This window comes from Phenylobacterium sp. (genome assembly GCF_046463815.1).
GTDB lineage: Bacteria > Pseudomonadota > Alphaproteobacteria > Caulobacterales > Caulobacteraceae > Phenylobacterium.
The window spans coordinates 14,365-38,066 of sequence record NZ_JBKBRO010000006.1; the positions used below are offsets into that span (position 1 = coordinate 14,365).

At 71.4% G+C, this 23,702-nt stretch carries 19 protein-coding genes; 8 read left to right on the forward strand and 11 right to left on the reverse strand.

What is annotated here, in order from left to right; translation table 11 throughout:
- Window positions 1-109: 109 nt before the first annotated feature.
- The 3 genes from ACK4TT_RS05020 to phnE are packed head-to-tail and all read left to right on the forward strand — an operon-like array spanning window position 110 to window position 2,813.
- Window positions 110-1,021, forward strand: a complete 912-nt coding sequence (locus tag ACK4TT_RS05020; protein WP_409636319.1) for a phosphate/phosphite/phosphonate ABC transporter substrate-binding protein — start codon at window positions 110-112, stop codon at window positions 1,019-1,021.
- An 8-nt stretch (window positions 1,022-1,029) separates the two neighbouring features.
- The gene (locus ACK4TT_RS05025) at window positions 1,030-1,812 is read left to right on the forward strand and encodes a phosphonate ABC transporter ATP-binding protein (RefSeq protein ID WP_409636323.1); all 783 of its coding nucleotides are present in this window, start codon (window positions 1,030-1,032) and stop codon (window positions 1,810-1,812) included.
- Entirely contained in the window at window positions 1,809-2,813 is a 1,005-nt protein-coding gene (phnE, locus tag ACK4TT_RS05030; protein ID WP_410212558.1) for a phosphonate ABC transporter, permease protein PhnE, read from the forward strand. Before ACK4TT_RS05025 ends, phnE begins: the two co-directional genes overlap by 4 nt.
- Window positions 2,814-2,859: 46 nt before the next feature.
- Here phnE and ACK4TT_RS05035 read toward each other — a convergent pair whose 3' ends face one another.
- The 6 genes from ACK4TT_RS05035 to ACK4TT_RS05060 form a co-directional block, all read right to left on the reverse strand.
- Window positions 2,860-4,365, reverse strand: a complete 1,506-nt coding sequence (locus ACK4TT_RS05035) for a tryptophan halogenase family protein (RefSeq protein ID WP_410212559.1) — start codon at window positions 4,363-4,365, stop codon at window positions 2,860-2,862.
- 27 nt (window positions 4,366-4,392) lie between these two features.
- Window positions 4,393-5,421 (reverse strand): cupin-like domain-containing protein, encoded by a 1,029-nt coding sequence (locus tag ACK4TT_RS05040; protein WP_410212560.1) that lies wholly within the window; start codon window positions 5,419-5,421, stop codon window positions 4,393-4,395.
- Window positions 5,421-6,146 carry a SapC family protein gene (locus tag ACK4TT_RS05045; protein WP_410212561.1) on the reverse strand — a complete coding sequence of 242 codons (726 nt, stop codon included), beginning with the start codon at window positions 6,144-6,146 and terminating at the stop codon, window positions 5,421-5,423. Before ACK4TT_RS05045 ends, ACK4TT_RS05040 begins: the two co-directional genes overlap by 1 nt.
- Window positions 6,147-6,228: 82 nt before the next feature.
- On the reverse strand, window positions 6,229-9,351 hold the full coding sequence (locus ACK4TT_RS05050; protein WP_410212562.1) for a TonB-dependent receptor: 3,123 nt from the start codon (window positions 9,349-9,351) through the stop codon (window positions 6,229-6,231).
- Between the two features lie 255 nt (window positions 9,352-9,606).
- On the reverse strand, window positions 9,607-12,093 hold the full coding sequence (locus tag ACK4TT_RS05055) for a glycoside hydrolase family 3 protein (protein ID WP_410212563.1): 2,487 nt from the start codon (window positions 12,091-12,093) through the stop codon (window positions 9,607-9,609).
- A 249-nt stretch (window positions 12,094-12,342) separates the two neighbouring features.
- Complete coding sequence (locus tag ACK4TT_RS05060) at window positions 12,343-13,392, reverse strand: LacI family DNA-binding transcriptional regulator (RefSeq protein WP_409636346.1); 1,050 nt, start codon at window positions 13,390-13,392, stop codon at window positions 12,343-12,345.
- 89 nt (window positions 13,393-13,481) lie between these two features.
- Between ACK4TT_RS05060 and ACK4TT_RS05065 the strand changes: the two genes are divergently transcribed.
- Window positions 13,482-14,729 (forward strand): MFS transporter, encoded by a 1,248-nt coding sequence (locus tag ACK4TT_RS05065; protein ID WP_410212564.1) that lies wholly within the window; start codon window positions 13,482-13,484, stop codon window positions 14,727-14,729.
- A 3-nt stretch (window positions 14,730-14,732) separates the two neighbouring features.
- Here ACK4TT_RS05065 and ACK4TT_RS05070 read toward each other — a convergent pair whose 3' ends face one another.
- The gene (locus ACK4TT_RS05070; RefSeq protein ID WP_410212565.1) at window positions 14,733-17,411 is read right to left on the reverse strand and encodes a glycoside hydrolase family 3 C-terminal domain-containing protein; all 2,679 of its coding nucleotides are present in this window, start codon (window positions 17,409-17,411) and stop codon (window positions 14,733-14,735) included.
- Window positions 17,412-17,547: 136 nt separating this feature from the next.
- Window positions 17,548-17,793, reverse strand: coding sequence for a hypothetical protein (locus ACK4TT_RS05075; RefSeq protein ID WP_410212566.1), 246 nt, complete (start codon window positions 17,791-17,793; stop codon window positions 17,548-17,550).
- Window positions 17,794-18,031: 238 nt separating this feature from the next.
- On the opposite strand from ACK4TT_RS05075, the gene ACK4TT_RS05080 reads away from it, so the two are divergent.
- Entirely contained in the window at window positions 18,032-18,445 is a 414-nt protein-coding gene (locus tag ACK4TT_RS05080; RefSeq protein WP_409636358.1) for a helix-turn-helix domain-containing protein, read from the forward strand.
- A gap of 10 nt (window positions 18,446-18,455) precedes the next feature.
- Here ACK4TT_RS05080 and ACK4TT_RS05085 read toward each other — a convergent pair whose 3' ends face one another.
- On the reverse strand, window positions 18,456-19,085 hold the full coding sequence (locus ACK4TT_RS05085) for a TlpA family protein disulfide reductase (RefSeq protein ID WP_410212567.1): 630 nt from the start codon (window positions 19,083-19,085) through the stop codon (window positions 18,456-18,458).
- On the opposite strand from ACK4TT_RS05085, the gene argH reads away from it, so the two are divergent.
- Genes argH through lysA form a run of 3 tightly spaced genes read left to right on the forward strand, consistent with a single transcriptional unit; the run spans window position 19,086 to window position 22,083 of the window.
- A complete protein-coding gene (argH, locus tag ACK4TT_RS05090) occupies window positions 19,086-20,507 on the forward strand; it encodes an argininosuccinate lyase (protein ID WP_409636364.1) in 1,422 nt (473 codons plus the stop codon). It abuts the gene before it with no gap.
- Window positions 20,504-20,818: a hypothetical protein gene (locus ACK4TT_RS05095; RefSeq protein ID WP_409636367.1), complete on the forward strand. Its 315-nt coding sequence runs from the start codon at window positions 20,504-20,506 to the stop codon at window positions 20,816-20,818. The genes argH and ACK4TT_RS05095 overlap by 4 nt, the downstream gene beginning before the upstream one ends.
- Window positions 20,815-22,083 carry a diaminopimelate decarboxylase gene (gene lysA, locus ACK4TT_RS05100; RefSeq protein ID WP_409636370.1) on the forward strand — a complete coding sequence of 423 codons (1,269 nt, stop codon included), beginning with the start codon at window positions 20,815-20,817 and terminating at the stop codon, window positions 22,081-22,083. The genes ACK4TT_RS05095 and lysA overlap by 4 nt, the downstream gene beginning before the upstream one ends.
- Before the next feature lie 163 nt (window positions 22,084-22,246).
- Here the strand turns inward: lysA and ACK4TT_RS05105 are convergent, their stop codons facing one another.
- Window positions 22,247-22,774: a phosphoribosyltransferase gene (locus ACK4TT_RS05105; protein ID WP_409636373.1), complete on the reverse strand. Its 528-nt coding sequence runs from the start codon at window positions 22,772-22,774 to the stop codon at window positions 22,247-22,249.
- Window positions 22,767-23,651: a DUF3426 domain-containing protein gene (locus ACK4TT_RS05110; protein WP_410212568.1), complete on the reverse strand. Its 885-nt coding sequence runs from the start codon at window positions 23,649-23,651 to the stop codon at window positions 22,767-22,769. The genes ACK4TT_RS05105 and ACK4TT_RS05110 overlap by 8 nt, the downstream gene beginning before the upstream one ends.
- Between the last annotated feature and the right edge of the window lie 51 nt (window positions 23,652-23,702).

The following is a 23,702-nucleotide window of genomic DNA, read 5'->3' on the forward strand; positions in this document are numbered from 1 at the left end:
ATAACTGTGAGGACACCGCAGGACATGATGTCGCGATACTGAGTTTCCTTCACATCACCGTCATGTCCGGGCGCTAGCGATCGAGCTTCATTCCGGAGCGGGGGCGATGATGCGACGCTGGCTTATGCTGTTCTTGGCCGCGGCGCTGTGCGCCTGTTCGCCGAGCGCGCGTCCGGCCTCCGCCCCGCCCCTGCGCGTGGTGCTGATCCCCGCCGACGGCGGCACAGAGGCGGGCACAAAGGCCGATTACCAACCGCTCTTCAACGCCATCGCGAGGTCGACGGGGCTCGCCTTCGACATCCGCGTGGGCCAGTCCTACGGCGCCGTCGTCGAGGCGCTGTGCAACGGCGCCGCGGACGTGGCCTTCGTGGGCCCTGTCACCTATCTGCAGGCGGCCGAGCGCGGCTGCGCCGAGCTGCTGGCCGTCGCCGTCGAGAACGGCCGCTCCGACTATTACGCCGGCCTTTTCGCCAGGGCGGACTCGCCCATCGCCGGGCTGAAGGACCTCAAGGGCGCCAGCGTCGCCTTCGGGGACGTCAACTCCGCCTCGTCCTTCGTCTTCCCCATGGCCATGATCCTGGAAGCCGGCCTCGACCCGGTGAAGGACCTGGGGGAAATCCGCCTGGCCGGCAGCCACGCCAACAGCCTCGCGGCCCTCGTCCAGGGCCAGGTGGACGCCGCCGCCCTCTCCTTCGACTCCTTCGACAAGGCCGCGCGGCAGGGCGCCGTCGATCCGAAGACCGTCAAGGTCGTGGCCCGCAGCCAGGCCATCCCCTATCCGCCGATCATCATGAGCACGCGCCTGTCGCCCGAGCTGAAGGCCCAGCTCAAGGCCGCGTTCGCCCAGGTGCACACCGCCCCCGGGGTCTCGCCCGAGATGATCCGCGGCTATGGCGGCAAGCTGGTGGACCGCTACGATTCCGCCTTCCCGCCCGAGCGCTTCGAGACGGCCGCCCGGACCATGGCCCTGCTCGACGACGACACCAAGGGCGAAATCCTCGCCAAGGCCGGGCGGCGGTGAGCCCCGCCATGATCATCTTCGACCGGGTCGAGATGGCCTATCCCGACGGGTCCCGCGCCCTGGACGGCGTATCGCTCCGGATTCCCCGGGGCCAGTTCTGCGTGATCCTCGGGCCGTCTGGCGCGGGCAAGTCGACGCTGCTGCGCACGGTCAACGGCCTCGCCGCCCCCACCGGCGGGCGCACCCTGGTCGACGGCGTCGAGGTCAGCGCCCGCACGCTGCCGCGCCTGCGCCCCCGGATCGGCATGATCCACCAGCAGTTCAACCTGGCGCTCCGCGCCTCGGTGGCCGCGAACGTCATCAGCGGCGCCCTGCCGGCGGTGTCCACCTGGCGCGCCCTGGCCGGGTTCTTCCCGCCAAGGCTCCGGCGCCGGGCCTGCGAGCTGACGGAGGCCGTGGGCCTCGCCCCCGAGCACCTGCGCCGGCGGGTGAACGCCCTCTCCGGCGGCCAGCAGCAGCGGGTCGGCATCGCCCGCGCCTTCATGCTCGAACCGGATGTCGTGCTCGCCGACGAGCCGGTCGCCAGCCTGGACCCCAGGACCAGCCGCGACGTCCTCGAACTCCTCCGGGCCCAGTCCCGGGCCAGCGGCGCGACCGTCCTCTGCAGCCTGCATCAGATCGACCTCGCCCGGGCCTTCGCCGACCGGATCGTGGCCCTGCGGAACGGCGGGGTGGCGTTCGACGGCGCCCCGGACGCGCTCGACCCCGCCGCCCTCGCCCGGATCTACGGGGTCGCGACGGGCCCCGCGCCGGCGCCTGAAGGCGCCGCCCGCCTGGAGGCCGCCCGATGAGCGAGGCCGCCCCGGACGCCCGCTGGCGCTTCCCCCAGCCCTACGACGCGCGGGGCGCGGCCATGGCGCTGCTGGCCGTGATCGTCCTCGTCGTCACCGGCGCCCGGGTGGACATGGACCGGATGCTGGCCGAGACGGGCAAGGCCCTGATCGCCGCCGCCGGCGCGCCGGTCGACTCCCAGGTCGCGCGGGGCCTCTCCTCTGTGGGACGCCAGTTCCTGCCGCTCCAGATCTCGGAACGGACCGAGGTGGGGCGCATCGAGGGCTTCGATCCCGAGCGCCTGCCCCCGTTCAGCCGGATCGAGACGGCAGAGACCGATATCCAGGTCATGGACCCGGCCACCCTTCGGCCGCGCACGGTCCATGAACGGAAGACCTATCTCGTCCAGCCGGTCGGCTATCTGGTCCACGTCGCGCTGAAGCTCGTCGAAACCCTGGAGATCGCGCTCTGGGGCGCCGTGCTGGCGGTGATCGTGGGCCTGCCGCTGGGCCTGGCCGGGGCGCGCAACCTGACGCCGCATCCCCTGGCGCGAGCTGCGGCCCGCGGGCTGGTGAGCCTGCTTCGCGCCGTGCCTGAGCTGATCAGCGCGCTCCTGTTGGTGCTGGCCTACGGCTTCGGTCCGATCGCCGGGGTGCTGGCCCTGGGACTGCACGCCGCGGGCTTCCTGGGCAAGTTCTTCGCCGAGGAGATCGAGAACGCCGATCCCAAGCCGCAGGAAGCGCTGCAGGCCATCGGGGCGAACCGGCTGAAGGTGTTCCGCTACGCCATCCTGCCGCAGGTGGCGCCGCAGTACGTGGCCTACGTCCTCTATATCCTGGATCGGAACGTGCGCATGGCCACCGTCATCGGCCTGGTCGGCGCCGGGGGGATCGGCCAGGAGCTGAAGGGCCGCTACGACATGTACGACTACGGCCACGTGGGCACGATCCTGGTGGCCGTCTTCCTGCTGGTGATCGCCTTGGACGTCGCCTCCGCGCGCCTGCGCCGCCGGTGGCTCTAGCGGGTCCCATTGGAGCAGTGGGCCGCCGCGGCCGGCGGTCGCCTGGTCAGGCCGTCGCCGCCTCCGCCGCCGGAATTCCCGCGTAGCGGTCCACGAAGTCCTGGTGGGAGGGCAGGCGGGCCACGGCGCGGTCGATGTTGCCTTTCAGGTCCGAAAGCGCCTTGGCGAGCTGTTCCGGCGGCATGAGCGCGCCCATCAGGTGGTGGCTCTTCGGCCGGATGCGCTGGCCCAGCATCACCTGCAACCAGGAATCGATCAGGAAGAGCTCGCCGGGGATGTGGTAGACCTGTGCCGTCTCGCGGAAGAGGTCAATCCGCTCCTTGAGCGAGGCCGGGATGTCCATGGTCCGGCAGCGGTCCCAGTAGGGCGTGTCGCTCCGTTCGGTGGCGTTGTAGTGCAGGATGATGAAGTCGCGGACGCGCTCGATCTCCTGCTCGGCCAGGAAGTTGAAGCGCTTCTGCAGCGCCTCGTTGACGCCGGTGAACGGGAAGAGCTGCAGGAGCCGCGTGATCGCGATCATGATCAGGTGCAGCGAGGTGGCCTCCAGCGGCTCGATGAACCCGCCGGCCAGGCCGATGGCGACGACGTTCCTGTCCCAGGCCTTGCGGCGGCGGCCGGGGCGGAAGCGCAGATGCCAGGGCTCCGTGAGCTTCTCGCCCTTGAGCTGGCCAATGAAGGTGGTGGTCGCCTCGTCCTCGGACATGAACTCGCTGGAATAGACCCAGCCGTTGCCCTCGCGGTGCTGGAGGGGGATGCCCCACTGCCAGCCGGCGGCGTGCGCGATGGCCCGGGTGAGCGGCATGGAGGGTTCGGTCGTCCGCGTCTGCACGGCCACGGCCCGGTCGTTGGGCAGCCACTGGCCCCAGTCCTCGAACCCGGCCTTCAGGGTCTGTTCGATCAGCAGCGCGCGGAAGCCGGTGCAGTCGACGAAGAGGTCGCCCTCGACCCGCTCGCCGGACTCCAGAACGAGCGCGGTGACGTGGCCGCTCTCAGGGTCCTGCTGGACCTGGGCGATCTTGCCCTCGACCCGGCGCACGCCCTTGTTCTCGCAGCGCCGGCGCAGGTAGCGGCCGAACCGCGTGGCGTCGATGTGGTAGGCGTAGTTCATCGGGAAGTCGTCGGCCGTGTAGAACTTCCCCTCCTCCGAGGCCCGCAGCTCCAGGCAGTAGTCGCCGAGGTCGCCGCCGAAGCCCTGGTCCTTCGCCTGCATCCACATGTGGTGGAAGTGGGCGAGCAGGGTGGATTTGCCGACCTGGCCGAAGGAGTGGATGTAGCGGTCGCCGACCTGGCCCCAGTTCTCGAACAGGATGCCCAGCTTGAAGGTGGCGCCGGTCTCGCGCATGAACTCGCGCTCGTCGAGGCCCAGCAGATGGACGAAGGTCCGGGCGGTCGGGATGGTGGATTCCCCCACGCCCACCGTGCCGATGGCGTCGGACTCCACCAGGGTGATGTCCAGCAGGCCGCCCAGCTGGCCGGACAGCGCCACGGCGGTCATCCAGCCCGCCGATCCGCCGCCCGCGACGACGACCTTCTTCACGACCTGTCCTTGCATGGGGTCACTCCCTTTAGGGTTCCGGCCTCATCGGTTGAGCCGGTTGAGAAGCTGGGCGCGCAGGCGCCGGGCCTTGATGTCGGTGAGGGCCCCCAGCGGCCCCTGCCCCGCCTCGGGCAGGTGCTCGGCCGCACGCTCAGCGGGCCCGAAGACGTAGAAGTCGAAGAGCGCCTTCCAGGCGGCCTTCTCATGCTCCGGCCGGTCGCGCAGGCTGAGCAGGCCGTGCAGCAGCGTCGTCTGGGGCGTGTCGAGGAACGCAAGCGCGACGTTCCACCAGTAGTTCACCAGCACGTTGAAGGGCTCGAGCGCCTCCACCTGGTGCCACCAGAGCGCCGGATAGACGAGCACGTCGCCGGGTTCGAGCTCGGCGACCTGGGCCGCCGCCAGGGCCTCCCGCGCCCGTGGGAAGCGGTCGAAGTCCGGGTCGCGCAGGTCCACCAGGCTGACCACCTGGCCGCCCGGCGTGGGCTCCAGGGGGCCCGGATAGAGGTTCTCCACCTGCTCGGGCGGGAAGAGCGTGAAGCGCCGCCGCCCCGCCGCGCAGACGGCGACATTGTTCGACATGTCGTAGTGGGCGGCGGCCACCGTGCGGCCGCCGATCCAGATGCTGGCCAGCGGCTCGGCGCCCAGCACCTCCGGCCCCAGGCCCAGGTCGTTCTCGCCCCGGAAGCCCGGCAGGTAGATGTCGAGGTCGGTGGAGCCGATGTAGAACGACGGCCCGGCGGGATCGTCCAGGCCCCCGGCCATCCGGTCGAGGAAGGCGCCGAAGCCCACCTGCTCGGCGCGGAAGTTCAGGCGGGTCAGGTCCGCGTCGGCATAGAAGAACCGGCCGCCGATGTCCGCCGGGCCGGTGTAGCCGGTCACCGGGTGGCCGGCGTCCCAGCGCTTGAGATAGGCCATGGCGGCCTCGGCCGACGCCAGCCCCTCGCGGACCAGCGGCCAGTCGGCGGCCAGGCCCCGGAACACCAGGGGCTTCTGGCCGTCCAGGATCGCCCCGAACGGGATGTCGGCGGCGCGCGCGGCGCTCGCCTCCTCGACGGGACGGGGCCCCGCCATCACGCGAAGGCCGCCTGGCGAACGCTCTTGGCGTCGATCAGGCGCGAGATGTTGGCCATCGAGGAGCGCTGGGCGTAGGCGGCGCGCAGCGCGCCCGACCGGTGCAGCCGCTCCAGGTCCTCGCCGCCCAGGTCGGCGAGCCGGGCTTCGGAAACCGTGAAGAGGTCCGGGATCACGTATTCGCGGCCGTCGGCGAGCTTGGCCTCCACCTCGATGGCCTCGATCAGCCCCAGCCCGTCCAGCGCCTCGAAGAAGGGACGGCCGACCTCCAGGCCGTCATAGATCACGCCCAGCAGGCGCGAGACGTGCTGGAGGTAGGGCGCGTTGCCGCCAGCCGGCAGGAACAGCGGCTCGCCCTCGGTGCGGCTGACGCGCGGATGGTCGAGGTCGATGTGGATCATGGCCTCGGGCGCCCCGCCGGCCCGCTGGGGCTGCAGGGCGATGGAGAACGGCCCCCGCTGCTGGGCGGCGGGCACGTAGCGGGCGTTCCAGCCCCGGCCGTCGAGAAAGAGGTTCTCGTCGCGGTCGAAGCCCAGCAGGACCACGGCCTGGAACGCGCCGTCGGCGTCCCTGCGGAAGAAGATCGGATACTCGCGCTGCAGGTCCTCGAACTCGTTCGGGAACACCAGCGCCTGGTTCACCCCGTCGCCGAACTCCGGGCCGTGCCGGGCGATCACGCGCAGGTCGGCGTGGTCGACGTTGTTCAGCAGCACCCTGTTGGTCATACGCGCCTCCGATCCGGACGAAAGAGGCCGCTGCGGACAGCGGCCTCTCCCTCTCCGGTTCCGGTCCCAGTGGGAGGGGAGGCTAGAACCGGTACCGCACGCCGAGAAGATACCTCGAGTCCAGCTCCTGCGCGTACCACAGCTCGTTGGGATCGCGGGCGTAGGTGCGCAGGTGCTCCTCGAAGATGTTGATGCCCTCGAACGACACCGCCAGCCTGTCGTTGATGTCGTAGCTGACGTTGAAGTCGACCTGCTTGAAGGGCGCCACGAACACCGGGTTCCGCGAGCCGCCCCGGTTGAGGTTGCTCAGGAACTTGTCGCGCCAGTTCCAGGCGATCCGGGCCGAGACGCCGTATTTCTCGTAGATCGCGGTCACGTTGGCCGTGTCGCTGAGCCCCACCAGGGCGAACTGGTCCTGGCCGGGGTTCGAGGCGATGTCGAAGCCGATGTCGCCGTTCACGAAGGTGTAGGCGGCGGCGACGCCGAAGCCGGTGTCCCCGAAGAAGTGGGCGCCGGCCACCTCGAAGCCCCAGATCTTGGCCGAGCGGGTGTTGACCGGCGTGGTCACCTGGAAGGTGAGCAGCGGGTCGGCCCCGTTCGGCTCGATGTCGACGGACGCCAGGATCTGATCGACGAAGGCCTGATTCAGGTCCCCCAGGCCGCCGCCGGGAACCGCCGTCCGGTTGGCCTGGAACTGGGCCTGGGCCGCCGCCACGTTGCCGCCGTTCTGGATGATGAGGGCCGTGGCCGTGAACAGGTTCACGTCGGTCCGGTCGGCGCCCACGTTGTTCAGCAGTTGGACCGCGTCGCCCGACCGCGTGCCCGGCGCGCCGGAGCTCGGGTCGCGCAGGTCGAACAGGTTGCGGTTCACCGTCCCGGTGCCGACGAAGTTGTTGACCCGCTTCTCGAAGAAGCCCGCCGACAGGAAGCTGCCGGGCTTGTAGTACCACTCCAGCGAGACGTCGAAGTTGTCCGAGATCAGCGGCTGGAGGTCGGGGTTGCCCGACGTGCCGAGCGGCACCGCCCCGTTGGCGATGGGCCGGTTGGGCGCCTGGGCGGTGATGGCCGCGAACAGGTTGCCGTAGTCGGGCCGGGCGATCGTGCGGCTGAACGAGGCCCGGGCGATCACGTCGTCCACGACCTCCACCTGGAAGTCCAGGGCGGGCAGCAGGTTGTTGTAGCTGCCCTTGCCCTCGACCGGCTGGTAGTCCGACGTGGTGTCGATCCGGAAGTCGTTGTCGGCCGTCCACACCACCGCGCGCGGGGTGCGGATCTGGGACGTAGAGTCGACCTCGGTGCGCTCGTAGCGGACGCCGGCCACCATGCTGGCCTCGTGGCCGCCGAAATCGCCCTTCCAGGTCACCTGGCCGTAGACGGCCCAGATGTCCTCGTCGACCCGGTTGTTGTTCTGGCCGGTGACGCCCACCGCGTTGCCGAGCGCGGCGTAGACCGGCGAGAGCGCATCGTAGAGGTCGATGGCGTTGGCGCGGAACGCCACGAGCCCCGCCCCCGACTGGTTCGGATCGAAGTCGTTGAAGGCGCAGGTGAGGCAGAACTCCTTCACGAGGTCGCCGGCGTACTGCGAGACGTCGCGCGGATTGGAGATGCCCCAGCTCCCCAGGTCCTGCTGGGTGTTGATGTTCGACTGGCGCATCTTCGAGGTGCGGTAGTTGGCCCCGAAGTCGACGCGGCTGCCGCTGTCGTCCAGCTCCCAGGCGACGTCGGCGCGGATTTCCTTCACCGTCTGCTGCTGGCGCTGCGACGAGGTGCGGGCCACCTGGCTGCCCAGGTCGCCAGCGTCGAGCACGCCGTTGCCGTTGCCGCGCGGGGCGGCGTCGTTGATCGTGCTGCTCTGGATCGGGATCGTGCCGCTGTAGTCCACCGAGTGCGACGCGATGATCGGGGCGCCGATGGCCACCATCGTCGAGCTGGCGCCGTTGCGGCCGCCGGGCTTGCTGTCGGCCTTGGAGATGTGGCCGTCCAGCGTGACCGAGATGCGGTCGGTGGCCTGCCAGGTCCCGTTCAGGCCGAACGACTTCAGCGTGTCGGTGTTGGCCCGGTACTGCTGCTCGAAGCCCTCGTCCTTTGTGCCGCTGAGCGTCTCCTGAAGGAAGATGGCGGTCGCGACGGTCGGGTTGTCGTCGAAGGTCACGCGGTCGAACGGCCGGTTGAACCAGTTGGTCTGGTCGGTCCGCTCCTCATGGGCCTTGTTGCGGGCGTAGAGGGCGTCGGCGGTGAAGGTGAGCGTCTCGGTCGGACGGAATTGCACCGTGCCCTGGACATTGACCCGCTCGCGCGAGCCTTCCGAGAAGTGGTAGCGGCTGTCGTTGGGGATGGCGACCAGGGTGTCCAGGCTGGCGGGCGCATTGGTGATCTGGGTGGTCCCGTTGTTGCGGACGAAGCCGTTCGACGGGTTCAGGAAGTCGCCGTAGCGGCGGATGTTCCATTCGTTGGACGTGGCGCTGCGGCTGGTGAAGTTCCGCTTCTGGTAGGAGCCGAACACCGTGACGCCGAACATCTCGCTGGGGTCGGCGTAGTTCACCAGGCCCGACAGTTCGGGCGTGATCTTGTCGGCGTCCTTCAGGCTCTCCTCGACGCCGCGGTCGTACAGCCCTTTCAGGCTCACGCTGCCGCTGAGGCCGGCCTGGGAGTCCAGGGGACGGCGGGTGCGCACGTTGATGGTGGCGCCGATGCCGCCGGAGGGGATGGCGGCGCGACCGGTCTTGTAGACCTCCAGCGTGCTGACGCCTTCCGAGGCCAGGTTGGAGAAGTCGAACGAGCGGCTGGTGCCGGCGGCGAAGTCGACGTTCTGGTCGCCGCCCACGGTCTGGACGTCGGCCGTCGGCATGGAGCGGCCGTTGAAGGTGACCAGGTTGAAGCCGCCGCCGAAGCCGCGGACGGTCACCTGCGAGCCTTCGCCGTTGGTCCGGTCGATGGCGACGCCCGGGATGCGCTGCAGCGATTCGGCGAGGTTGGTGTCCGGGAACTTGCCGATGTCCTCGGCGGCGATCGCATCGACCACGCCGCTGCTGCTGCGCTTGATGTCGATGGCCTGTTCGATCGAGGCGCGGAAGCCGGTGACGACGATTTCCTCGACCTCGCTGCCCGCGGGCGCCGCGGTCTGGGCCGCGGCCGACCCGCCGACCAGGGCGGCCGAGAGGGCGAAGAAAGACGCAGATGCACGGAGACGATGGCGCCGCTTCATGGCATTTCCCCCAAGTTTATCCACGAAACGAAGTCAGCTTCGTTTCGCACTGCAACATTCGCGGACCCGATTACTCGACACGAGCTCCGCGACTGTCTGTTTGTTGTCGATGTTAGCGATATCATCGCGATCCGAGATCAGTCAATCGGTGTGACGCAATTTTTTGACAGCGCTGACATTTCGACGACAAACGCGACCCCGGCGCCGCCAAGATTCCTGACGCCAGCGCCGAAAATGTCCGGGCGGAGCTCCCGCTCATGGGCACACCCCGTCGTTCTGGTTGGGCGCGAGCCGCAGTTCGGCGACCGACAGCCCGGCGCCCGCCCCGGCCTCGATCCACGCCGGCTGCGCGACCGCCGTCAGGTCCTCGCCGCCCTGGCGGAAGCAGGCCAACCGGACCTTCACCGTGCGCCACTCGCCCGGCGGGGCGGCGGCGAGCAGGCCATCCAGCCGCAGGCCGGTCCGGCCCAGGCCCAGGCGGACGGGGCCCGGCGGGCGCCGGTCCAGCCGGTAGGTCATGAGGAGCGTCATGTCCCCGTTGGCCTGGCGCGACAGGTCCACGGCGGGGCCGGCGACCGCCACCCGCCCCTCTCCCATCCAGGCGAAGGCGCGTCCGGCGCCCTGCACGCCGCCCGCGTCGACGAGCTGCATGGCGAGCGCCCCGCCCGGCGTGGCGACGGCGCTGGGGCCGGGCGCGATCTCGCCGCCGGCGTCGCGCAGCACCAGCCGCCAGGGCTCCACGGCCCGTCCGCCCACGAAATAGCGGTCGACATTGGCGGCGGGCGCGGTGGCGACGCCGGGGTCCTCGGACAGACGCGGGACCGACGCCCGGTCGCGGTAGGTGAGGCCATAGCCGTAGGCGAACAGGGGATCGTAACCGGGCTCGCCCCGGTTCAGCCGGTACTGGTCCGCGCGTCTCGGCCAGGAGAACGACAGCTTGCCGCGGAAGTCGTGGCGCGGCCGGCCCTGGCGATCGCCGATCAGCACGTCGGCCACGCCCCCGCCCTCGGTCCCCGGCTGCCAGGCGGCCACGAAGGCGTCGGCGGCGTTGATCTCCGGATTCACCCAGAGCGGGCGTCCGGACAGGAAGACGGCGACCACGGGAATCCCCTGCGCCTTCAGCTTCCTCAGTAGGGCGAGGTCGGTCTTGGCGCCCGGCTGGTACTCCAGCGTCGGCCGGTCGCCCTGGAACTCCGCGTAGGGGTCCTCGCCGAAGACGACGATCGCGACATCCGGCCTGACGGTGAACCTGCCGTCGGGGCTGAGCTCGGCCTGGCCGCCGGCCGCCTCGACGGCTTCGCGCAGGCCGCCCCAGATCGTCTGGCCGTTGGGGAAGTCAGCCGGCGTGTTGCCCGTGCCCTGCCAGCTCAGCGTCCAGCCGCCGGTCTGCTTGCCGAAGTCGTCGGCCCCGCCCCCCGCGACCAGCACGCGGGCCGAGCCCCGGACCGGCAGCACGCCGCCGTTGTTCTTGAGCAGGACGAGGGATTCGCGCACGGCCTGGCGGGCCACCGCCCGGTGCTCGGCCGAGCCGACGAGGTCCAGGCGGCCCTCCAGAGGCCGGGGCCCGAACACGCCGGCCTTCACCTTCACCCGCAGGATGCGGCGCACCGCGTCGTCCACCCGCGCCATCGGGATCTCGCCCGAACGCACCTGGGCGAGGGTGTTGCGGTAGAGGCCCTTCCAACTGTCCGGGGCCATCAGCATGTCCATCCCGGCGTTGAAGGCCTGGGGACAGTTCTCGGTGGTGCAGCCCGGGATCTGGCCGTGGGCGTTCCAGTCGCCGACCACGAAGCCGTCGAAGCCCATCCGACCCTTCAGCACGTCGGTCAGCAGGCGCCGGTGGCCGTGCATCTTGGCGCCCTGCCAGCTGGAGAACGACGCCATGACGGTCATCACGCCCGCATCGACCGCCGCGACATAGCCCGGCGCGTGGATGCGGGCGAGTTCGGCCTCGGCCGCCGTGTTGTCGCCCTGGTCCCTGCCGTTCTCGGTGCCGCCGTCGCCCAGGAAATGCTTGGCCGAGCCCGCCACGTGGCCGCCCCGCAGCGCCGGCCAGGCCGACGGCGGCCCCTGCAGGCCCGTCACCAGGGCTTCGGCGTAGCGGGCGACGATCTCGGGGTCCTCGGAATAGCTCTCGTAGGTGCGGCCCCAGCGGTCGTCGCGGACCACGGCCACCGTGGGCCCGAAGGCCCAGTCGATGCCGACCGCGGCCGTTTCCTGCGCCGTGACCTCGCCGATCCTGCGGATCAGGTCGGGATCGTTGGCCGCGCCCAGGCCGATGTTGTGCGGGAAGACGACGGCGCCGACGACCTGGCTGTTCCCGTGCACGGCGTCGACGCCGAAGATCAGCGGGATGTAGGGCCGGCCCGGACGGGCCTCGGCGGCGGCCTTGCGGAAGGCCTGGGCCGTGGCGAGCCACGCCTGCCCGGGCGAGCGGTCGGGCGCGTCGAGGGGCGGGGTGTCGCCGCCGGCCAGGATCGAGCCCACGGGATACTCGCGCAGATCGGCGGGGCGGATGGTCGACAGGTCGGCCTGGATGAGCTGGCCCACCTTCTCCTCGACGCTCATCCGGCTCATCAACTCGGCGACGAAGGCCTCGGTCTCGGCGTCGACCAGGCCCGGACTGCGCGCCTGCGGCCAGAGCTGCGGATGCACGGGCGGTTCGGCCGCCCAGGCCGGAGTCAGCGCCAGCGCCGCCGCTGCCGCCGCCGTCAACGTCCCTTTCAAGCCCCCCCGAGCCATCGGCGAGCCCCGATCACGCTGGGAAAAAGATCGGCGCGGCGAGGCACTCGCCGCGCCAGTCAGGGAACCAAGGGGAGGCGGCGCAGGGCCGCGAAACCAGGCGTCGGCCAGGCGGGATCATCAGGTTTCCTCCCGGCCGTCGTTTGGTCGCGGCCGAACTTATGGAATGAACCCTGCAGTTGTATGACAGCGCTGTCAACAGAATAGATAGCGGTAACAATCTTGTGGCCGCACCGCGACGGAGCGGGATCAGGCGGGCGGCGGGGCCGTGGAGTCCCGGCCGATGAGCGCATAGGCGATCTCGCGGTCCCTCTCGACCTCGGCCTCGCGGCCCTGGGCCAGGGCCACAAGCATGCGGGCCGCCGCCCCGGACATCTCGGCCACCGGCTGGCGGACGGTGGTGAGCTGGGGGACCGAGAACTGGGCGCCGGGCGCGTCGTCGAAGCCCGCCACCGACACATCGCCGGGCACGGACAGGCCCGCCCGCATCGCGGCCTGGATCACGCCGAAGGCCATGTCGTCGTTGCTGGCGAAGACGGCCGTGGGACGCTGGGCGCCGGCCAGGATGCGCGCGCCGCAATCCAGGCCCGAGGGGAAGGTGAAGTCGCCTTCCGCCACCCATTCCGGCCGGACGGCCAGGCCGTGGCGCGCCATGGCCGCCTCGAAGCCCTCGCGCCGTGCGCGGCTGGCGGCGTAGCGCGTGCTGCCCACCACGAAGCCGATGTCCCTGTGCCCCAGGCCGATCAGGTGGGCGGTCATGTCGAAGGCGGCGCGATGGTCGTCCATGTGGACGCGGCGGCCCCGCCCCGGATCGGTCTCGGCGCCCAGGCGGATGTAGGGGACGCCGCGCGCGTCGAGGGCGTCCAGCACGATGGAGGAGTCCGAAACCGGCGGGGTCAGGATCAGGCCGTCGGGCCGCAGCGAGCCCACCATGGCCAGGATGTCGCGCCCGAGGCTGGCCGAGCCCACGTCCACCAGTTCGATCAGCAGATGGTAGCCCGCCTGGCGGCATTCCATCAGCGCGCCGAGCTCCATCCGGCTCAGGTAGTCGTTGCCGCGCCCCGAGCGCCAGTGCTCGACGGTGAGTTCGGCGTCCACCAGGGCGGCCAGCAGATAGGACCGCGCGCCCGCCAGGCCGCGCGCGGAGAGGCTGGGCCGGTAGCCCAGGGCCTCGGCCGCCTCCTCGACCCTGCGGCGCAGGTCGTCGCTGACGTTCGGGCGGCCGTTCAGCACGCGCGAAACGGACTTGATCGAGACGCCCGCGCGCTCCGCCACGTCGTAGATCGTCACCGTGCTCATCGGGTCTCCCGCGCCGGCAGGCGTCCGGACACGCCGATGGCGCGCCACTCCGATTGCGCGCCGCTCTGGGCGGCCCCAGGATGCCGAGCGTGTCCAGCGCTTTCCTGACAGATGCGGCCCCGCGCCCGCAAGCCGCCAGCGCCGCCTTCGTGGCCGCTCTGGCGACCGCCCAGGTCGGGGCCTTCCTGTCGTTCATGCCCCTGCTGACCATCCTGGCGCCGCTCAAGGCCGCCGCCCTGGATCCGGCGAACAAGGCCTGGATACTCGCCCAGGTGAGCTTCTGGGGCGCCCTGGTGGCGGGAGTGTCGAACATCGTGGCGGGCGCGGTCAGCGACGCCACCCGCTCGCGGTTCGGCCGGCGACGGCCGTGGATCCTCGCGGGCCTCGTGGGCGCCGTGGTCTCCTACCTGCTCATCATGCGGGCCGATGCGGTCCCCGAACTGGTGGCCGGCGTGCTGCTCTTCCAGATCTGCCTCAATCTGCTCTTCGGCCCCCTGGTGGCCCTGCTCGCCGACTGCGTGCCGGCGGCCCGGCGCGGCCGGGTGGCGGCCTTCCTCGGCTTCGCGCCCCCGGCCGGCGCCATGGCGGGCGCCCTCGTGGCGGGTCTCCTGCCGCCGCAGGACGCCGTGCGCTACGGCGGGATCGCGGCCCTGCTCGTGGCGGCCACCGCGCCGCTGCTCGTCCTGACGCCCGAGCGCCCCACGGGGGCCGGCCTGCTGCGCCTCGCCCGGCCGCCGCGTCCCGAGGGACCGCGCGGCCTGCGGCTGGACCGGGATTTCGCCGCCGCCTGGCTCTCGCGGCTGCTCATGCAGCTCGCCATCACCATCGTCTCGCTGTTCACCCTGTTCAGCATCCAGGACCGGACCGCCCTGCCCCGCGGCCTCGCCCCGGAGGCGTTGCTCGGCCTGCTGGTCGGCGTCTCGTGCGTGATGCAGGTGGCGGCCAGTCTCGCCGGCGGGTTCCTGTCGGATCACCTGGCGCGCCGAAAGCCCTTCGTCGTCGGGGCCGGCCTGCTGCTGGCCGGAGGCGCGGCCGCCCTGGCCTTCGGGACCGACTGGCGGCTTATGGCCGGCGCCTTCCTCGTCTTCGGCCTGGGCTACGGCCTCTTCACCGCGGTGGACGCGGCGCTGATCACCGACGTCCTGCCCTCGGCCGAGGACGCCGGCCGCTACCTGGGCCTCAGCAACCTCGCCAACACCCTGCCCCAGATGGTCGCGCCGCTGCTGGGCGCGGCGCTGCTGGAGGCGGCCTCGGGCTACGCCTGGCTCTACCTCGCCGCGGCGGCGGCCGCGACGGCCGGCGGGCTGCTCGTGCTCGCCGTCCGCCGCGTGCGTTGAAGACTACTTCGGCAGGACCGCTGTCCCGGTCACCTGGAACTCGGCCTTCGCGCCCGGGGCCTGAGCGAGGCCCGGCCGCGAGACCGGCTGGCCGCCGCCGACCCAGACCTCGACGGGCCCCGGTTCGATCCGGCGCACGCCGTCCGGCCCGACGACGCTGAGCGCCCGGTCCCTGAGCGTGAAGCTGACGGCGCGGCGCTCGCCCCGCTTCAGCGCCACCCGCTGGAAGCCCTGCAGCGCGCGGACGGGCGCGCCCGCCTTGCCCGGATGGGTCAGGTAGAGCTGCACCACCTCCTCGCCGTCCATGGGGCCGGTGTTGGCGACCTCGGTCGTGACGGTGATCTCGCCGTCGGCGCCCACCGAGCGGGCGCTGAGCTGCACGGGCCCGTAGGCGAAGCGGGTGTAGGAGAGCCCATGGCCGAAGGGATAGAGGACCTCTCCGCCGAAGTAGCGGTAGGTGCGGCCCTTCATGGCGTAATCGTCGAAGGCCGGCAGGTCGGCGGCCGACCGGTAGAAGGTCACCGGCAGGCGGCCCGCCGGGCTGTAGTCGCCGGCGAGGAGCCCGGCCACCGCGTGGCCGCCCTGCTCGCCCGGATACCAGGCCTCGACGATGGCCGGCAGGTTGGCGTCGGCCCAGTTCACCGAGAGCGCGCTGCCGTTCATCAACACCAGCACGACCGGCTTCCCGGTCGCGTGCAGCCGTTCCAGCAGCCTCTGCTGCGGCGCGGGCAGGTCGAGGCTGGTCCGGTCGCCGCCCGAGAAGCCGGGGACCTGCAGCTTCATCTCCTCGCCCTCGACGCGGGCCGAGAGCCCGCCGACGAAGACCACGAGGTCGGCGGCCCTGGCGGCCTCGACGGCGTCGCTCCCGTCCTGGCCGGGCGGGCTCCAGACCAGCCGCTGGCGGCCCTGCACCCCGCGCTGGAACCCCTCGACGCGGATCGGATAGCGCTTGCCGGCTTCCAGCCGGACGGCGCCGTCCAGGATCGAGGGCGCGTCGCCGACGCCGAACTCCTCCACCACCGGCTTGCCGTCGACGAAGACGCGGTAGCCGTTGTCGCTGGCGAAGCGGAACCGGTACTCGCCGGTCGCGGGCGCGGTGATGTAGCCGGTCCAGCGGGCCGAGGTGGCGCGCTCGCCGGTCCAGTCGAAGGCGGCGTTGGCGACGGTCCTGGTCTCGACCGGCGCGCCTTCGAGGGCCACGCCGTCGAAGGTCTCCTGCTTCAGGCCCCTGGTCACGCAGGCGGCGTCCACGCAGAGCACGGCGTCCGGCACGGGCGGCGCGGCCGGACCCACCAGCCCCGTTCCTTCGACGTACGTGACCTCGGACTTCGGGAACCGGGCCCTGATCCCCGCCAGCACCGTCACCGGCTCACGCGGTGTGCCGTAGTAGTTGCCGACCAGGGCGTCGACGCTGTCGGCGTTCGGGCCGATGACGGCGATCTTCCGGGGCTCACCCTTCAGCGGCAAGAGGCCGTCGTTCTTCAGCAGGGTCATCGAGGCCCTGGCCATCTTCAGCGACATGGCCTTGTGCTCGGCCGTCCCGTTCTGGTCCGGACCGATCTTCGAGAAGGGGACCATGGCCGGCGGATCGAACAGGCCCAGCCGGATGCGGTCGGCGAACAGGCGGGTCAGGGCCTGGTCCAGCACCGCCGGCTTGAGCATCCCGGCCTTCACCGCATTGACGATGGCGCCGGCCTCCATGTTCCAGCCCGCCCGGTAGTCGCCGCACACGAGGTCCATGCCGGCGCCCATGGAGCGGACGATGCCCTCCTCGGCCGTCTTCGTGTAGGCGAGGCTGTCGGGCCGGTAGACGTTGGCCGCCGCCCCGCAGTCCGAGACCACGTGGCCCCTGAAGCCCCAGTCGCCCCGCAGCCGCTCCTTCAGCAGGAAGTCGCTGGCGCAGGCCGGGACGCCGTCGACGGCGTTGTAGGCGCACATCACCGCCTGGACCTTGCCCTCGGTCACCGTCCTGCGGAACGCCGGCAGGTAGGTGTCCTCGAGGTCGTGCGGGCTGGGATGCACGTCCTCGCGGTGGCGGTTGGACTCCGGCCCCGAGTGCACCGCGTAGTGCTTCGAGGTGGCGATGGTCTTGAAGTATTTCGGGTCGTTCCCCTGCAGGCCGCGGATGAAGGCCACGCCCATGGTCCCCGTCAGGAACGGGTCCTCGCCGTAGGTCTCCTGGCCCCGGCCCCAGCGCGGGTCGCGGAAGATGTTGATGTTGGGCGACCAGACGGTCAGCCCCCGGTACCAGTCGGTCCCGCCGTCGGGATGCACGCGCTCGGCGTACTTGGCGCGGAACTCGGTGGAAATGACGTCGGCCGTCTGCTGCATCAGCGGCGCGTCCCAGGACGCCGCCATGCCGATGGCCTGCGGAAAGACGGTGGCGAAGCCGGCCCGCGCGACGCCGTGCAGGCCCTCGTTCCACCAGTTGTATTCGGGCACGCCCAGGCGCGGGATGGCCGGCGCCGCATGGCCGATCTGCCGGGCCTTCTCCTCCGGCGTCATGCGCGAGACGAGATCGGCGGCGCGCTGCTCCACGGAAAGCTGCGGATCGCGGTAGGGCAGCTTCGACCAGTCGGCCGCCTGGCTGTCCGATTGGGCCGCGGCGGAGCCGGCGCTCCCGAGCGAGCCCACGAGAACGCACGCGGCCACGGCGCACAGCATCCGTCCTTTGCGGGTCATGGTTCCTCCCAACCTTGTTCGTTGGGGGGACCGTAGCATCAAGATGATAGCGCTACCAGCACCAACCTGGACTGGCGGCCTGATGATCTCGCGGATCGAAGACGAGGCCGGCCGGTGAGACGGGCGGCGGACGGCCTCAGGCGTCGCAGGCGCGCGCGCCGTGGGCCACGTGGAACCGGCCCGAATGCGACAGCACGATCCAGTCGCCGCAGTGGGCCACCACCGGCCCCTCGGGCGTGCGGACCTGCACGGCGGCGGCTTCGGCCACGGCCTGCGCCTCCTCGCCCAGCCAGCTCCACAGCACGGCCCAGCTCTTCCGGTCGTGGGGCGGCGGAACCCGCAGGGCCGCGCCGTGGTCGAAGGGAGGATGTGAACGGATCACTCGCATGGGTCTCAAAGACTGCTACGCCGACGGACCCGAGTCGGCGGTGCTTCGGTCACCAAGTGCTTAACCGGCGGGCCGGCGGCCACGCAGACGTGACCCGAAGCCCCGTTGCCGAGCGGCCCGGACGGCCGCAAAAAGCTTTGCAGGACAGCAACAAGAGCCTTTACTGGGCGGGCTCGAAGAACGCGGTTCGGGGGAACCGCGCAGGTTTCTCCGAGCCATGGAGGGACCACTCATGCCCGAGTCGTCGACCAAGGCGCCCGATCCCATGGACATCGCCTTGGGCGCCGCGGTGCGCATCCGCCGGCGCACCATCGGGATGTCGCAGGAGGCGCTCGCCGAGCAGTGCGGCGTCAGCTTCCAGCAGATCCAGAAGTACGAGAACGGCGCGAACCGCATCTCCTTCTCGCGGCTGGTGCAGATCGCCCGCGCCCTGCGCTGCCGCGTCACCGACCTGATGGATGTCTTCGACGGGCCGGACAAGGAAACAACCCAGGACCTGGACCTGCTCACCCGACTGAGGACGCCGGGTGCGCTGGAACTCCTGGCCGCCTACGAGCGGATGCCCCCCGAGGCCCGCAGCACCCTGGTCAGCCTGCTCAAGACCCTCACGGCGGAAACCGCGCGGAGCGCCGTCGAGGCCGCCTGAGACGGGGACCTCAGTCCGCGGCGAGCGCCTTGTCCACCAGGGCGCGGGCCTCGGCGCCCGACCAGTCCGCTTCGCCGGCCACCCGGCCGATCTCCATTCCGTCCTTGCCGTAGATCACCGTCGTGGGCGCGCCCGAGGCGGGCGGGTCCAGGCGGAAGGGCAGCTTCATCTCCCGGTCGTGGTAGAATTTCAGCGGCTCGTGGCTGGCGATGAACAGCCGGGCGTTGGCCGCCTCGCCCTCGGAATCGATGCTCACCGCCACCACCTCGACGGGCTGGCCCGCGTAGGCGGCCTGGAGCTTGGCGAGCGTCGGCATCTCCACCTTGCAGGGCGCGCACCAGGTGGCCCAGACGTTCATCACCACCACCTTGCCCTTGAAGTCCGCGACGCGGACGGGCTTCCCGGCCTGGTCGTAGAAGACGTAGTCCGGCGAGGGCGTGGGCTTGGCCGGCGAGGTCCATTTGCTCATCAGGGTCTTGGGCGCCGAAGCGGCGGGCGCGCCCGGGACCGGCGCCTGTGGCTTGGAGCTGGACTGGACGATGATGTAGAGAACCGCCGCGACGCCCACGAGGGCTGCGCCCCAGAGGGCCCACGTCAGGATGCCCCTGGGCTTGGTGGCAGCGGCTGGACCTTCGCTCATATGACCGACAACTCCTCTGATCCGCCCGGCCGGGCCGCTGGAGCGGGCCAAGCCATGTGGGGCGGTCGGTTTACGGACAAGCCCGCCGAATTGATGCAGGCGATCAACGTCTCCATCGGATTCGACAAGCGCCTGGCGAGCCAGGACCTGGCGGGCTCCCGGGCGCACGCGGCGATGTTGCGCAAGGCCGGCGTCATTTCAAGCGAGGACGAGGCGGCCATCCAGGACGGCCTCGCGACCATCGAACGCGAGATCGCGGACGGGACCTTCCCGTTCCGCGACGAGTTCGAGGACATCCACATGAACGTGGAGGCCCGGCTGCGCGAGCTGATCGGGCCGACGGCGGGGCGCCTGCACACCGCCCGCTCGCGCAACGACCAGGTGGCCGTGGACTTCCGCATGTGGGTCCGCGACGCCAGCGACCGGACCATCGGCCTGATCCGCGCGCTCCAGCGGGCGCTGCTAGCCAAGGCCGAGGCCCACGCCGACGCCATCATGCCGGGCTTCACCCACCTGCAGCCGGCTCAGCCCGTGACCTTCGGCCACCACCTGATGGCCTATGTGGAGATGTTCGGCCGCGACGCCTCGCGCTTCGCCGACGCCCGGGCGCGGATGAACGAGAGCCCCCTGGGCGCCGCCGCGTTGGCGGGATCGCCGTTCCCCATCGACCGCCACATGACCGCCGAGGCCCTGGGCTTCGACCGGCCGACGGCCAACTCGCTGGACAGCGTGTCCGACCGCGACTTCGCCCTGGAAACCCTGGCGGCGGGCGCGATCTGCGCCACGCACCTGTCGCGCCTGGCCGAGGAGATCGTGATCTGGATGACGCCGCAGTTCGGCTTCATCCGCCTGTCGGACGCCTTCACGACGGGCTCGTCGATCATGCCGCAGAAGAAGAACCCCGACGCCGCCGAACTGGTCCGCGCCAAGGTTGGCCGCCTGCTGGGGTCGTTCACCCAGCTCTCGGTGGTCATGAAGGGCCTGCCGCTGACCTATTCAAAGGACATGCAGGAGGACAAGGTCCCCACCTTCGAGGCCTTCGACGCCCTGGAGCTGTCACTCCGGGCCATGGCCGGCATGGTGGCCGACCTGGCGCCCAACGTGGAGCGCATGGCCGCCGCGGCTGGCTCGGGCTTCTCCACCGCCACGGACCTCGCCGACTGGCTGGTGCGCGAGCTGGACCTGCCGTTCCGCGACGCCCACCACGTGACCGGCGCGGCGGTGAAACGGGCCGAGGAGCTGGGCTGCGGCCTGGCCGATCTCTCGCTCGACGAACTGCAAAAGCTTCACCCGGGAATCCAGGGCTCGGTCTACGATGTGCTGACGCCGCAGGCCTCGGCCGCCAGCCGCGGGAGCTACGGCGGGACCGCGCCGGACCAGGTCCGCGCGCAGATCAAGCGTTGGAAGGAGATCCTGGCATGAGCCTTCGCACCCAAACCGGCGCCGTGGCGCTCGCCCTGATCCTGGCCGCGGGCCTCGCCGGCTGCGGCAAGGTCGGCCAGCCCGAGCGGCCCGGCCCGCTGTTCGGCGCCGAACGCAACACCACCAAGGACGCCGACAACGCCCAGCGCAAGCGCGACCCGAGCCGTCCGGTGGACACGGTCGATCCGCGCGACCGCTCGACCGATCCGGCGCCGCCGCGCACGCTGCCGATCGAGGGCACCTCGCCCGACCCCAGCGGCCTGCCGCCCCAAGGGGCTCTGCCGGACCCCTACGCCAACCCCCGCCGATGAACCATTTCGAGCTCCGCGGGGGCGAGCTCCACTGCGAGGACACGCCGCTGGCCAAGATCGCCGAGGCGGTCGGCACGCCGGTCTATGTCTATTCGTCGGCCACGCTCGAACGGCACTACCAGGTGCTGCGCGACGCCCTGGCGGCCGAGGGCGTGAAGGATCCGCTGATCGCCTTCGCGGTGAAGGCCAATTCCAACGTGGCCGTGATCGCCACCCTGGCCAGATTGGGCGCGGGCGCCGACGTGGTCTCGGAAGGGGAGATCCGCCGGGCCCTGGCCGCCGGCGTGCCGCCCGAGCGCATCGTCTTCTCGGGCGTCGGCAAGACCGAGGCTGAGGTGGCCTTCGCGCTGAAGGCGGGCGTGGCCGAGATCAACGTGGAGTCCGAGCCCGAGCTCGACCTGGTGAACCGCGTGGCCCAGGACCTGGGCGTGCGGGCCGAGATCGCCATCCGGGTGAACCCCGACGTGGAGGCCGGCGGCCACGCCAAGATCTCCACCGGCAAGGCCGACAACAAGTTCGGCGTCTCGTTCTCGGAAGCCGAGCGGCTCTACGCCAAGGCATCGAACCTGGCCGGCGTGCGCCCGGTGGGCGTGGCCTGCCACATCGGCAGCCAGATCACCGACCTGGCCCCCATGGAGGCCGCCTTCGCCAAGATGCGCGGCCTGGTCGAGCGGCTGAAGGGCGAGGGCTTGGGCGTGGAGCGCCTCGACCTGGGCGGCGGCCTGGGCGTGCCCTACTTCAACCAGCCCGAGCCGCCCGCGCCGGCCGACTACGCCGCCATGATCGCCCGGGTCACCAAGGGGCTGGACGTGGCGCTCGCCTTCGAGCCTGGGCGGGTGATCGCCGCCAACGCCGGCGTGCTGCTGGCCCGCGTGACCCATGTGCACCAGCGCGCCGAGGGCCGCCGGTTCCTGGTGCTGGACGCGGCCATGAACGACCTGCTCCGGCCGGCCATGTACGACGCCTACCACGACATCCGCCCGGTGAAGCCCCGCGCGGGCGAAGCCGTGACCTACGACGTCGTGGGTCCCGTCTGCGAGACCGGCGACACCTTCACCCGCGACCGGGCCCTGCCCCCGCTCCAGGCCGGGGACCTCGTGGCCTTCATGACCGCCGGGGCCTACGGCGCCGCCATGGCCAGCGAATACAACTCCCGCCTGCTGGTCCCCGAGGTGCTGGTGAAGGGCGCGGAGTTCGCCGTGGTGCGGCCCCGCCCGACCTACGAGGACATGCTGGCCCGCGAACGCCCGGCGCCGTGGCTCTGACCTAGCCACGGGCGGCCGCGAAGCAGCCGGTTCGCAAGGATCACACCACGGAAAAAACGCAATACACCGCCGGTTCGGCGCTTTCCGTGTCCGTCCGGGTGTTCTGTGGTTCCTTCGAGAAGGACGTCGCCGCTGGCGCGGCGTCTCGCAGCACCCGCCGGGATCAGTCCAGCGCGCCCACGTAGGGCAGGCCGCGCATCTGGCCCGCCGCGTCCATGCCGTAGCCGACCAGGAAGCGGGCCGGGGCTTCCCAGCCCACGAAGTCCGGCTGGATGGCCCGCGCCGTCGGCCAGGGCTTGCGGGCGAAGACGGCGGTCAGCACCTCGGTGGCCCCAGAATCCTTGACCAGCCGGGCCGCTTCCGAGAGCGACAGGCCCGTGTCGAACACGTCGTCGACGACCAGCGCCTTGCGGCCGGCGATCGGCCGCTGGAGGTCGGCGCGCACCTCGCACCGGCCGCTCGACTGCCGCTCGTCCTTGTACGAGGCCAGCCACAGGGCGTCGAAGCGGACGAACCGGCCCTGCCGAGCCAGCGCCCGCATCAGGTCCGAGCAGAACCAGAGCCCCCCGGTGAGCAGGCAGACGGCCACCGTCTCGTCGTCGATGCGCGGCGCGATGGCGCGGGCGAGCGCCTCCACGCGTTCGGCGATGTCGGCTTCCGACAGGAGGACGACCGGCTGGGTTTCAGCCATGGCCGGCAGACGTCCCGTGACCGCCGGGGGAAGCGGGCTCGGCCTCGATGGGCTCGGGCCCCAGCACGGCCTCGACCGCGGCGGCGCCCGGGGCCGCGGCGGGAGCGTCGGCCGCCTCGAAGGCGATGTCGAGCGTCTGCAGGCCGGCCGGCGGATCGGGGATCGCGATGGCGAAATAGCGCGTGGCGCCCGGCGGGATGCGGGCGTTCAGCGGCCGGGCGATGCGCGCCGCGATCGGCTTGCCGGTCTTGTCCAGCAGGCTGACGCGCAGCGCCGGCGCGGTGACGGCCTCGTCGCGGGTGTTGCGGATGGCGCCGGTGATGGACAGCACCGGCCGGCCGCCCTGGAACGTCGGCTGGGTCTTCACCTGGTCGATGACCAGGCCCAGGCTGTCGGCCGGCAGGCCCACGGCGGCGTAGAGGCCGGCGCCGGCCGGCCAGAAGCGCACCACCTGGTCGCGGAACACCAGCGCGCCCGCCACCGCGGCCACGACGGCGGCGGCGACGGCCCAGGCGATCGCCGCGCCCGCGGCCGGGGCCTTCTTCCGGGGCGGCGGCGGGCGGCGGCGCGGCGCGGGTTCCTCGGCGGCTTCGGCCTGGCCGGCCGACGCGGGCTCGGCGGTTTCGGCCGCCGGGGGGGGCGGCGGCGGCGCGGCGACCTCGGGCCCCTCGGCCACGATATCGTCCGCCACGTCGGCCTCGAACGGCTCAGGCGGCGCGACAGGCTCGGGCGGCGGGGCGGACGTGGAAACCGCCTCCTCCGGGAAGGCGCGCCAGCGGGCGCCGCACGCGGAGCACTTCACCGACCGTCCCTCGGCCGGGATGCGCGCCCCGTCCACGAAATAGCTGGTGGCGCAGTCTGGACAGGTCAGTATCATGACAGCCGAATCGGACGCTCCAGCACCCTCACTCCGAGGTCGCCGATTTCG